Genomic DNA, 13,390 nt, shown 5'->3' on the forward strand with positions numbered 1-13,390 from the left:
ACCAAAAACCCGCCTGCATTAAACTGCAGGCGGGTTTTGATCATCATACAACTGCCAATTGCTTTGCTATGAGGTCATTACAGCTGCTCCAGCAGCTTGAAGATTACAACAGCAGCCTGTGCCCTAGAAGCAACCTGCTTCGGCATAAAGGTGCCGTCAGTCATCCCCTGAAGGATACCCGAACGGCGAACGGCATGAACAGCTTCCTTCGCGTAGGCACTTATGGATAGTTCATCCTTAAAGCCCGCTGTGTCCTTACTGCTCATTTGCACATCCAATGCCTCAGCTGCACGATAAATCATAACCGCCATTTCTTCCCGAGTAATCTTGTCATTAGCGCCAAAAGTACCGTCCATCTTCCCTTTGACAATCCCCAGCTTATGGGCTTTGAATACCGCCTGCGCATACCAGTCCGTACTCTTCACATCCGTAAAAGTTCTGTTTGCCGTATCCGTGTAATCCAGGGTATTCATCAGCATTTGAACGAAAGCGCCGCGGGTTACTGGGGCACCCGGTTCGAAGCGCTCTCCTCCTACTCCTTGAATGATTCCTCTTGCAGCAAGTCCTTCAATGCTGTCCACTGCCCATGGGGAGCGATCGAGATCGTTAAATGCAACCCCGGCATATGCAGCGGCATATTGGCTGAAGTGCACTGGATTAAAAATAACGCTGTCCGAAACGGCAGTGAATTCCCCCTTCTTTACAACCTCAAGCTGTCCTTGCTCTGTGATGAAATAAACGACAACTTGACTCGGTTTCTCGGAAGCAGCAATGGCATAAGGAATCGATACCTGAACTTGATTGTCTCTAAACTCTCCGATCTTGTTGCCGTCCGCGCTTAGACTGAACTCATATACAGGCCGGTTCCCAAGACGCGAGCGCAGATCGGCCGGTAATTGATCGGGATTCAACCTGGTCACTGAGAGCGTCAGATCCGATGACCCTGCCGCCTGCTCCCTGATCAGACTGCTTCTGAGTGTAACAGTCGCAAGTCCTGTATCTATATTCAAGTCTACATCCTTATTGCCCGATACAAGCGGCTGGGCCGGGACATTAAGTATAACCGCATCGGTTCCCTCAGCAGGCTTAATGGTGATGTTAGCGGCACCTCCCGAATTTTGCTCCAGAAGCTTCATAAGATCGGAAGCTCCAAGCGTTACAGTGGCCTTTCCTTCCCTGTTTACTACAGGGACTACGGTTAGTGTACCGCCCTCAACTGTCACTGTCTGGGATGGTGAAGTCGTTGGAACCGTTGAAACACTGCCCCCCGGAGCTGATGTAGGCGAAGGCGTTGGTGAAGGAGTAGCGCTCGGAACAGGCGACGGCTCTGCCGTACCGGCTGGCTTGTGAACTGTTACCGCTGCCACCGCAGTGAATCTACCGTCAACCGTTGTAACAGTAATCGTAGCAGTTCCTTCTTTTTTCGCTGTTATGCTTCCCGCATCGTTAACGGATACGATATCGGTATCGCTCGAGGTCCACGTCAGTTCTTTATTGGACGCATCCACTGGCAGCACCGTCGCTGTCAGCTTCCGGGTTTGCCCTACTGTAAGCTCCAGCTCCGTCTTGTCCAGTGTTACGCCTGTTACAGATACGGCGTTCTTGTACAGTTCGATTTGGTCCACATACAGAGATCCTGAATTGACCGGGGTATCGGACAGTTTATTAATGTAGAGATTGAATTGGATAATATCTTCAGGATCTAGGACACCCGACCCTCCATACCATGAAGGGTAGTCAAAATCGGCAAAAGGAAACTTCACATATTGTCCTTCCGTGCTTCCGTCCAGTATCACACTATGCTCCATATAAGCTTTTGAACCCAGCTGAACCTGAACCGTAAAGCTCAGTTTGGAGGAGTTAGGTTGAATCCACATTTTTACGCCATCATAATCCGTCCAATTGACATGGGGCAGATCAGTAACCACACCGGCATACCCGTCGGGATTCAAATCATAAGACAGCTTCAAGCCATAAGCGCCTTCATTTTTTACGTCCGGGTCCAGACTTGGCGTAAGTTTGCCGGCCGGGCGTGTATTACTGTATTTGGCAGTAAATTCATCGATATTCGCATATCCGTCGAAATTATCGATGCTCCGGGTCTGGATAAACCGGATATCATCCAGATAGATTGCCCCGTCAGCCGGGCCTTCTCCCTGTTTCACCATTAGTCCGAACGACTCAATATCCTGCATATTCAGATTAGTGAGCGGCAGGTTGACATAAGTAGCTTTTGAACCGGATAAGCTGATTTCCCGCTCCCAGGTCTCTCCGTTGGCTGTCGTAAGCTTTACAACAAGTGGCCGTACATGTCCATCAGGCTTAACCCAGAATTGCAGCGTATCATAAGCCGTACGGTCCGCTTTGATCAGGTCTTTTACAATAGATGCATAGGATGTCGAACCCATACTGAAGTTCAATTTCAGGCCGTAATCTCCGCCGTTCTTCTCACCCGCATGAAGTTCAATGGAAATTCCGCCACCAGCAGCATCAGCTGTGTAAGCTCTGTTTACGAGAAGAGATTCTCCGCCGTAATATTCGCCGTTATCGATAATAGATGCAGGTGCCGCTGACGGAAAAGAAACTGATCCGTTTCCTACCCCAATTTGAATTCTTCCAATCTGCGGAAAAGAAGACTCTGATGAGAAGACTGGAGGATAAACAATCTTAAGGAATTTTACCCCTGCCGGCATATCGGTAATTTCATAATTCGTCTTATACCAGTTTCCTCCGAGTGAGCGGATCGAGGCCTCAATTCGTGCGAATGTCTTCCCGTCCTCGGATCCATAGAACGTAAATTGCTGGCTAGGTCCGGGTTCAGCCGGTTGATAGCTTTCCAGTTTAACACTGTTCATGCTGCCGGTACTCCGGTACTGAATAAAGGCTTCATCTTCCCCGACGCGGATAAGTCTCGAAGCGTCCATACCCGCTAATTCCGCATCACCTTGTTCGAACCCGACATTGTTGCTGTAAAGCGCCATGTATGCCGCATCTTCTAGCTCATCCGTGATCACACCATCGGACAACAAGGGATGAACCGGAGTGAGCTTCCTTCCGTCACCTTCGAAATGAATAGAGACTTTCGTAACTTGTCCCAAAGATTTGTTTCCGTCAGGATAGCGGATTTTTAAATACGTTGTATAATCCGCATTACCCGAATAGTGGTAGGTGTTTCCGTTTTTCTCTGGAGAAACCTTGGAATATTGAATACCATCCTGTGACAGCAGGAACTCAAACTCCCCGCCTGAAACCGTCACGTCAAAAGTAAGGATGCTGCTCGGTGTCCGGTATACGACAGACTCATTATCTGAATAATACTGCTGGTTATTGTCAGCACTAGTATCCTCAAGAACATAATGGGCGGTTACCGGTCCAACGATGTTGGAGTAATCACTGCCGCCGCTAATGTTATCGCCTTTTACCCGGTAGTAGTAATCCGTTCCAGTAACCCCGGTCAGATCACTAAACATGTTCTCCCCAGGATTCACATCATCCAGAATGTTCTTGCCTATTACGGACCAAGGACCTCCGGGAGTTTCGGAGCGTTCAACTGTATAAGAGCTTGCACCAGTCGATCCTTTCCAACGCAGCTTGCTCACTGAGCTGGTTTCAAACAATTCCGGCGCCGGCTCAGGCGCGGGAAGCATCGGGGTGTTAATCCCGTCAATGGCATAAGCTTTTTCTCTCATCAGGCTCATCAGGTTACGTTCATCCTGATAATCGCCGGAAGGCAGTCCAGGCCAATGATAAGCTCTATATAAAATGCCGTCTCCCGGATCATACTCACTATGCTGGATAAAGCCTCCGTTATTGCTATGCGGCCGCAAACTCCAGATCAGTGCTCCGGATGCTCCGCTATTAATGACCTCATCCAGCATCGCTTCCACCTGACCTGTTTGAATCAATCCAAATTCCCCTACGACAAACGGCTTTTTGCCCTTGGAAAGCGCCTGATCCTCACGGACTCTTGTAGCAAAATTGCCGCTGTAGTAATGACTGGTTACAATATCGATATTCGGATCATTGAGCGCCGTATCGGTAATATTCTTGTAGGTATGGGATGAAGAATTAGGATCCGGATATACGATCAGGTTCCCGTCCATAAATAATTGATTTTGATTGATTTTTTTATAGTGTGCCGCACTTTCGGCTTCTACTACAGGCGAAACCATCAGTTCATTACCGGATTCCCACGCCAGAATAGCCGGATCGTCCTTGTAGCGGACGCCTGTATACGTATTAATGCGATTCAGAACTTTATCCATGATCAATTTATAATCGCTCAGAAGCAGAGGGTTGGAATAAAACGCTTTGTTTTTTGCATCCTTATCTGTAATGCCGCGGAAAGCAGCCAGGTCACTTACACCGCCAACTGCCCAATCCCAATGGTCGATGAATGGAATAATGACACGCAAACCATGTTTATTCGCCAATTCCAACAGCTTATCCATGGATTTAAACGCTTCTTCATTCAGAACACCCGGTCCCATAATATGTCTGACTGTGCCGGGAGCCTGATCACCTTTTTTGAAAGATAATGAATACGTCCGGAAGACCTTTCCCCCCATTTGCTTGATGCTGCGGATGGCATCCTCCTGTTCAAAAGCAGTCGGCATAATCCCGCCGGCTTCATCCTCATTGAACAGTGCTCCGGGATAATTGTATGAGTTAAAGCGGAACTCCTGCTCTCCGTCCATCAGCTTGTCTCCCGATTTGGTAATAAAATGAGTGAACACCGATGGTTTGGTTACACGGGCAAGATCAAACTCAGTCATAGCCGAAGAAAGCTTGGATTTACTTGCCGCAATGGTACTATTGTCTGATAACGGGTCAGCTGCCACTGCCTTAGCTTCACTGATCGCCTGGTTAAATGCACTGAACGCTTCTGCCGGGTATTGTCCAATGTCATTGCCTTCTACAGACTCGGAGCGGATCTTATCGGCCAGGCTGATTTGGTATAGCAGCTCATCTCCCGAACTCGCAGCGGATACCGGACCTGTAACATTACTTTCTGCTGCCATACCCAAGACACCCTCACTGTCGAGCGGCGTTACCTGAAATTTAATGTATTTTCCAATCTGTTCATCTGTCAGTACGAAGGTTGTCTCCGAATAACTGTCCTTAATTTGCGTGAACTCTCCGTCCGGAGAATCCGACTGCAGCCAGGAATAGATGGAATACCCTTCAGAAACACCGGAGGGATGTGAATATTCATAAGTCCCCGTCAAGGTTCCCGTTACTTTGGCCTCACCGCTGAGAGCTACCTGCTGTGCTTGAGGGGTGCCAGGGGCGTAAGGTTTAGTGATCGTGAAATCATCGAAATAAGCGTCGCCTGTTAAATCGGATACATAAATAATAACTGCCGACTGACTCCCGCTGTTAAAGGAAAGGCTGTATTTCTTCCAATCGGAAGACGCGGTCGTCTGTGCCTCGGCTAACGCCGCTTCACCAGAGCCTGCCAACACTTTAAAATACGATCCCCCGCCGCCCTTCATGTAGAAGGAAAATGTATAATCCCCAGCCGGCTCCACCTGAACTGTATTTTTAATCCCTTCGTAATCCTGGTTAGCGCTTGTAATCGCCAAGGCATGCTGGCCGCTGTGGTAAACGGTGTCCGTAACCGAGAACTTCGAAGGAACACTGGCGTTCCAGCCGGTGAGGTCTCCTGTTTCAAGACCGCCATTATTAACCAGATTATTTCCCGGTTCCGCCGGCTGTGCGTCCGATCCGGTAAGCACAAAATCATCGTAATACGCTTTTCCTCCGGCATCGGATACATACAGCTTCACGCTTGCGTTACTACCCGAGTTAAATGTAACCCTGTACTCAGACCACTCCGCCTTTTCCCCGGTATAATTCTCGGTAATGGTGGATTCATCGCTCCCTCCCAGTACCTTATAGGCCGCTCCTCCGGCTCCTTTTCCATAAAAGGATAAGGTATAGTCGGTATTAGGGATAACATCTACGCTGTATTTAATCCCATTCCAGTTCTGCGGCCCGCCAACCTCAAGGCTGTAAGTTCCCTCATGCCTTTCGGCATCCGTCACGATAAACTTGGCGTTCCCGCTGGTATCCCAGCCTGTTAAGTCCCCTGTCTCAAAGCCGCCGTTTACAATCAGATTTGCTTCGGCTGCGCTTACACTTTGCGGTGACCATAATCCTGCTCCTTGGAACATTGTAGCGATTAACACTACGACAGCTAAAAGTAATGATAGTTTACTGCGGAACTGTTGAAGCCTCATGCGGTTCTCCCTCCTCCTGATAGAAAGCGTTCTCATCATTGACAAAGTGACCCCCTTCAGAATACAAATCAATAGCTGCTCTTATTGTAATCATCGTAAATATTTATTTCAACATTTTACTATATTTTTATTAAAAAATATTTATACAATATAATGTAATGACATAAACTCATTTCAACAATATTGTCGTAAGAAAGACAACACCTCTTCCAGGCAAATCAATCTCTAAGCCTTTGTCCAGAAATGCAGTATCATGTATGCCCGAAGGTACAGGATAACCTTCTGAATCTGTCTTTTGCTCTTGTTCAAAATAACGGTATTCCCGCAAAGTGACGGCTTGATGAGCAATTCCATCCACGCGCAGCAATATTGTCCGGGGAGTAATCGAATTATTGACTATCGCATAGGACATCGCATAGCCATTATCGCTGTACATCCGCATTCCCGCACTTCTCAGTCCATGAAGCTCAAGACCTGCGGAGTGGAAGATTTGGGAGCCTGCCGGGAACAAGCGGGTCAACAGTGACCAGACATAATATACCGGCCGTAAATTCTCCTCTTCAGGAACGCCCATTTTTCCGCCCCAGGAATTCCATAAGCCCCATCGTTTTAACGATCTCGGGTCCATTTTCCCATAGCCGTTGTCCTGTCCATGCATGGCATCATCCAGATCCCAGAGCGCGATGCCGGACAATCCGCTTCTCATGCTCTGCACAGCCAGATCTACCATGCTGACCCCATACCAGAATTCCTTTACATTTGGCTGTGAATCTCCATCCGTTTTTCCTGTCAGCATACCAGCCTCGGTAAGATAGAAGTCTTTCTCTCTTCCCATTGGATCATTGGCGGCTGCATAATCTTTTTTGGCGGCAAACACCATCTCCATCTGTCCGCTAACCACCGTATGATAATCAGCATAAATATGGATGTCATAGGCTCCGAGTGAATCATGGAGCTGATCAACGGTAAGCTGAATCCAGTCCGGATCCCACACGGTATCAGGACCAATGATCTGGATCTGGTTATCCAGTCCACATGCCTGGAGTTCTTGTTTCAAAAATCCGATGCCCTTCTTCCACTTTTCAAAATCTGCGACCAGCGACCATGGCTGATTGGCTTCATTCACCAGATTATAATAACGGATCACACTGTACCTTTTTGTTATCAGAAGATGATGCAATAGTCCAACAATCATTTTTGCCCATTTGGGATTGTCTACATCGACTTCGCCTATAGCAGTTCCGGTAAATTTAACCGGAGGCTCCCACTCCCCGAACACAATCGGAATGCCGCGGCTCTGCGCGTAGTCCAGAAGCTGGTACAGAGGCCGCATAAACTCCGTATTATCCAGGTCATAGACGGGAGTTCCGTCATCTTCAAACCCAATACAGTAAAAGTTGGCATAGATCATCGTCCGCAAAAACGCAGGTTTCAGGTGGTCAAGCCGTTTCGCAAGCTTTTCCCATTGCGTCTCATCCAGCGGATAATCCGTGAAGGGATCCCACTGAATGCCCACACCCCGGTAATTGTTAATCTGAATGGCTGAAGCATCCAGCAGCAGCTCACCAGATTCCCGCTCAGGCAGCAGCGGATTAACCTCTGGCTGTATAATCACATCGTTAATAGTAAACGTCTCGGTATCAATAGATTGGCTTGGCTGCTGTTTGATAATGAACTGCAGCGTTGCCCTGGCTTCAATGGGAAAATCAATATAGAATTCATAGCTGTAATCTTGCAGGGCTTCACTTACAGTTATCTTTTGACGGGCCAAATATTTGATACCCGGATTCTCGGCATCTGCCACTTCAATGTCCACGGTTCCTGTAATGCTTGACTGTAAATGAAACCGGATATTGTAGTGCTTATAAGGCTGAAACTTAAGGCTTGGTTGAATAATCCGGGTTGTTATTATCTTACCGTTACGGGGAGCAGGAAGTTCAAGTGAAACATTTCCCATGCTGTTAGTCATCTAGAGTCTCCTCTTCACTATAATTTCGGGACAGCATCGCAGGGACGCGGATGTGAACCACGGTTCCTCCACCGGGGCTGCTGGAAATTGTGACTCCATAAGACTCCCCGAACTGCAGCTGAATTCTTTCGTTCACATTAATAATCCCGTAGCCTACCTTGCTGCTATTCGGATTGAAAATATCCTCAATTACTTCCTTGTCCATCCCAATGCCGTTATCCCGGATATAAAAGTGGATTTCATCGCCGATACGATGCGCCTCCACCTGTACGAACAGTTCCGTCATCTCTTCCATCCAGGCATGCTCGATACAATTCTCCACAAAAGGCTGTAGAATCAGTTTGACCGTTGTAAAAGCATAAACTTCAGGATCCACGTTCAGCTCATATTTCAGTAAATGCTCATGCTTGATTTGTTGAATCTGCAAATACTCCTTAACCTGGGCAAGCTCTTTTTCAATATCGATCACAAATTTGCCCTCATTTAACGTCAGCCGGTAAAATTTCGCCAGGCCCGAGAGCATCTGCTTCAGCTTTTCCTTCTCATTCATCGAAGCCAGTGTCTGAATGGCAGACAATGTATTATACAAAAAGTGGGGATTGATCTGGGCTTGCAGCGATCTCAGCTCTGCATCTTTAATCTGCAGCTTGCTGATATATAAATCCTGAATCAGCTGCTCCATATGCCCGCCCATCTGGTTCAGTGCCATGGAGATATCTGTGAACTCGTCTTTGCCGCTGATTTTTATTTTTCTGCTGAAGTCCCCGTCCTGAAAGGCATGGACTAATTTCAAGATACGGTGAACCTTCTTGGATAAAGAAAGCGTCACCAGATAGCCCAGAAAGGCCAGTACCAGAAAGCTGGCCAGACACACCCATAGCGTAGCCAGCTTAAGGCTGTTGATTTTACCGGACAGAGAGCCTTTGGAAACGTAGTTAATCAGAGTCCAATCTATGCCGGGAATGCCCTGTCTAAGGGTTACATATCCCTCCCGCTCTCCCCCTTTCGCTTCTGCAGCAGACGGCAGGTTCCCCGGGGTTGAATTCACTACGGATTTCTGCTGATTAAGCACGACATATTGGGCAATATGGGCCTGATCCTCCTCCAGACGGAATATATCCTCCACATGGGTGATGATCCGGACCAAGCCTATCGTGCGCATATTCATGAAATCTACTAGAGGAGATACATAGGAAATATTATTAAACGACACATCGTTGTCGACTTGAACCCACTGCTGCAACCGGGTGATATCCTGCACCTTTTCCTTGGGGTAATACCAGAGCAGATTAGATTTATCCAGCTTATCCGCGCTATAAATCTGATACGTCTTTCCCAGTCTCAGCGGGTCCAGCTCCGGTCCATACGCATCGTAAATTTCCGGAAGCATCTGATCTTCCACATATATCTGAATCTGAATATCCATCTGTTTGGTAACCATCACGTTATAGAGCTTCGGATGCAGATAATTTTTTACAATCTCGTAATTCGTATAGCCCGATTTTTCCATTTTCATATAGTTTTGCAGCGTCTGATCAAAAAGAATGAAATCCGAAATATTCTGGACTTCCTTCATCCGGTATTCCATGCCGTTGGAGATTAAATCCAAGGAGCGCTGCATGTCCAGCCTGTTCCGGTCATTAATCGTTTCCAGTGAAGTACGGTAGGAGTAGCTGCCTAGCAGAATAACAGGTAAAAGCACCAGCAGCAGAATAACGACAAGCAGCTTATAGTTGGATTCAATGAGATACTGTTGTAATTTAGGCATGCGCATCAGGGCCGGCTCCTGTATTCACTTGGAGACATTCCAAACTGCTCTTTAAACAGCTTGGTAAAATACGGAAGGTGGTTAAAACCGTTGGCATAAGCTGCTTCATAAATTTTCATGCCCGGGTTTTCCCGGAGTAGGACTGCCGTTTTAGCCAGTCGCATACGGGTGACATACTCGCTGAAGTTGTCCCCAGTCTCCTCCTTAAAGATATGCCCCACGTAATTAGGAGTGAAAGAGAAATGAGCAGCTACCTTCTTCAAGGTCACTTCTTCTCCCAAATGACGAACAATATACTCTTCAATCTCCTGCACGAGCCGGCGTTTTTTCCTGATTTTATTCACATTTAAATATTCAGAAATATGGAACAGGTTGTTCCGGAGCCAACGTTCTACATCATTCAGCGTCTCAAAGTGCAGCAGCAGCTCCAGTTGATTAAGTTCAATTTGCGGGATTTGAAAGAGCTTCACATTCATTTCATTCAAGAACCCGTCCAGTTTGGCTATAAGATACAGGGCAATATTCCGGGGAATGGCATAGGCCTGTAAGGAAGCGGCACAAGTGACAAACTCCTTTATTCCGTCGTAAATCCCCAGCACCTCATACTCGGATACATGATTCAGCAGCTTCACAATCAGTTCGTCCAGATCTTCAGTGCTGCTGAGCATCTCCTGCTTCACCTGGGGTGGAGTAATCACTTGACCTTTGCCCAAATATATTTTAGCCTGCAGACAACCTAATGCTTCCGTATAGGAGCGGCTTAAATGATCTATCGTCTGTACCGGATTGCCTACGCCCACGGTTATCGTGAACACTGTCTTGCGTCTGATCTGTTCAACCAGAGACTGCACGTGCTGAATCGCTTCCTTATTATCCAGAACAACAGCAACCTGCTGTTCGTTGAGCCGGCTGAAATAATGCAGGTTATGTTCTTGAAAAAAGCCCATCATCTCCCCGAAGACCTCCTTGGTAAGGTCGGCCTGCTGTTCGATTGCCGTCAGGTTTCTTTTGAGCGCCAGATCATCCATCTCCAGAATGCCAACACACAAGTCCTCCTCAGGCATCGCTAACGGTTGGGCATGTAGGAGATGCAGCAATTCGGCAGACAACTGATTATTTACAATCCATTGCCGGATCATTTCGTTTTTGGCGAGCGAAAACCATTCCATATAGCTGCTCTTCATCCGCTTTGTAGCCCGCTCTTCGTCAAGCTGGTCACTGATGGATTGCATGGTGTTCATTAATTCATGGTCATCTACCGGCTTGAGCAAATAATCCTTCACATGCAGCGCCATCGCCTGTTTGGCATATGAGAAGTCTTCATAACCGCTGATGATCACAATCTTGAGCCCGTCATTCCAGAGTCGGCATTGCCTGGCCAGCTCCAGGCCTGACATTAAAGGCATTCTTATATCTGTGAGCAGAATATCCACATGATGCGCTTTGACAAACTCCAGCGCCTGCAGGCCGCTGTTGAAGCTTCCCGCAATATGAATGTCCAGCTGCTCCCAGACAGGATGGTTTAGCAATCCCCGCAGAACCAGCGGCTCATCGTCAACAAGTACTGCAATATACAATAGTATCACTCCAGTTAATGCATGATAGTGCCATTATACCATCCCGTATACCCGGCACTTTTCACTGCCTGGCCTGGACTATCTTAGTGGAAAAAGGCCTCAGTGATGAACTGAGACCTTCATCTTTTATTTTCCCAGTTTTTCTTTATTTTCTTTCCATTTGGTCTGCAGATAATCCATCAGTTCCTGATGTCCTACTTTCATCGATTGCTCGTAGCCGGATTCAATAAGCTTGTCGATTTCCGCTTCACTTTTGGCAAACATAATCTTCCCGAAGGTTTCTGTGTAGATGTCATTGACACGCTGGGCAATGAGGCCTTCATTCGAATCCGATGGAGGAGTAATGCCTCCAAATTCAGTAGTATCCTGCGTTGTTTTCCAGGTTACATTCATCTGGGCAACTGCAGTCTGATTGCGTTTGTCTTCAGGCAGTGTCATTTCGATTTTCCCCTTGGAACTATCTACAAAAGAGCTATTCCCGACATAGTTCCAGTCAAACAGCTTGGCAGCTGTCTTTTCATCATCCGATACGGTCGTCCAATTTTCGTTGGCAATAGGAGAACCTTCGGCATCCACCTCATCCCACAGCCATCCCGGAGGCCCGAAGCAGAGCACATTTTGACCTTCTTCACTGGCCATCCAGTCATAAAAGGCGAATATAGCTTCTGGATCTTTAGCACTTTTCGTAATTAAGGAGACGTTCCAGCCCAAGGTACTATAAGGATTGTTAATGATCTTATTTTTATCCAAACCTGCCTTGTGAACCGGCCAAATCACCTCATAATCGGCTTCCGGGTCATTTTTCTTCCATTCCAGCTCATTGGTGTTTGAAGGCTCTGTCACATCATAAGCGACCAGCACCGCAATTTTTCCGGTATTTAGCTTCTCCTTGATTTGATCTTCCTTTTGGGTCAGCAGATCCTGTGAGATCAGCTTCTCCTGCACCAGCTTATTGATATATTTCACCGTCTCCGCATATACCGGATCTTTATAAATAGATTTGAAGGTATCCCCTTCAATATAGGCTTTTTGTTCCACATATGTTGGCAGACGCCCTTCCGCAAAGCCGGAATACATAAAGATGTTGCCTTCTGCGCCTTTGTTCAGGTCAAGCGGAGTGACATCCGGATATTTCTCCTTAACCAGCTTGAGGTAGCTGTAAAGATCGTCATAGGTCTCCAGTTTCGGGGAGCCCAGCGCCTTGTAAATCTTGTTGTTGATCATCCATCCCGCATTGCCAAGAGGCTTGTTGGAATACCAGTTAGGAATCTGATACAGCTTGCCATCCGAAGCCCGGAGCATGTTCAGCGTGCTTTCCCCGACCAGTCTTTTCAGATTCGGATATTTATCAAGATAATCATCCAGGGGAACCAACTGACCTGCTGCACGAAGGCGTTCATAATCCGTACCAAACTTGTCCGTCCAGATGACATCCGGCAGTGTATCTGAGGCTATCATCGTATTCAGCTTTTGTGCGGCCGCACCGTCAGAGGTAATGACCTCCATCGTCACTTTTTTGTTGTCGAGGATCCACTTGGAGGTCGCATCCTTTCCCCATTCTCCGGGAGCGGTATACCAGTCATAATTTCCGTAGAATGTATATTTGAAATCACTCTGACCTAGGACCACGGCCTGCCTCCCCTCCTGCGCTGAACTGTTCGTTGTCTCTACATTGGCCGTACCCTTGGTGTTATTGCCGGAACAAGCTGTTACGGTAAGAATAAGAGCGGAAGAAACAGCCAATACGTTGAACCACTTACCTGATCTCTTCAAATGAACCCCTCCATCTTTTTTATAGGAATAGCTGTCGCTACAATCCCCGGAATCTTGCCAG

General features: G+C 47.3%; 5 protein-coding genes. All 5 read right to left on the reverse strand.

The features are described from left to right. Positions 1-77: 77 nt before the first annotated feature. On the reverse strand, positions 78-6,242 hold the full coding sequence (locus L6H70_RS15155) for an S-layer homology domain-containing protein (RefSeq protein ID WP_236334492.1): 6,165 nt from the start codon (positions 6,240-6,242) through the stop codon (positions 78-80). A gap of 169 nt (positions 6,243-6,411) precedes the next feature. Beyond that, the gene (locus L6H70_RS15160) at positions 6,412-8,211 is read right to left on the reverse strand and encodes a hypothetical protein (protein WP_236334494.1); all 1,800 of its coding nucleotides are present in this window, start codon (positions 8,209-8,211) and stop codon (positions 6,412-6,414) included. After that, positions 8,204-9,979, reverse strand: coding sequence for a sensor histidine kinase (locus tag L6H70_RS15165; protein ID WP_236334495.1), 1,776 nt, complete (start codon positions 9,977-9,979; stop codon positions 8,204-8,206). Before L6H70_RS15165 ends, L6H70_RS15160 begins: the two co-directional genes overlap by 8 nt. A gap of 5 nt (positions 9,980-9,984) precedes the next feature. Then, complete coding sequence (locus L6H70_RS15170) at positions 9,985-11,556, reverse strand: response regulator (protein WP_236334498.1); 1,572 nt, start codon at positions 11,554-11,556, stop codon at positions 9,985-9,987. A 126-nt stretch (positions 11,557-11,682) separates the two neighbouring features. Next, positions 11,683-13,329, reverse strand: coding sequence for an extracellular solute-binding protein (locus L6H70_RS15175; RefSeq protein ID WP_236334500.1), 1,647 nt, complete (start codon positions 13,327-13,329; stop codon positions 11,683-11,685). Positions 13,330-13,390 lie beyond the last annotated feature (61 nt).

Source organism: Paenibacillus auburnensis, assembly GCF_927798115.1.
In the GTDB taxonomy this organism is placed as follows: domain Bacteria; phylum Bacillota; class Bacilli; order Paenibacillales; family Paenibacillaceae; genus Paenibacillus_AQ; species Paenibacillus_AQ auburnensis.

Excerpts from the sequence above, each read along its gene's own strand:
- L6H70_RS15160 (WP_236334494.1), bottom strand. The coding sequence starts at position 8,211 with ATGACTAACAGCATGGGAAATGTTTCACTTGAACTTCCTGCTCCCCGT.
- L6H70_RS15165 (WP_236334495.1), bottom strand. The coding sequence starts at position 9,979 with ATGCCTAAATTACAACAGTATCTCATTGAATCCAACTATAAGCTGCTT.
- L6H70_RS15155 (WP_236334492.1), bottom strand. The coding sequence starts at position 6,242 with ATGAGGCTTCAACAGTTCCGCAGTAAACTATCATTACTTTTAGCTGTC.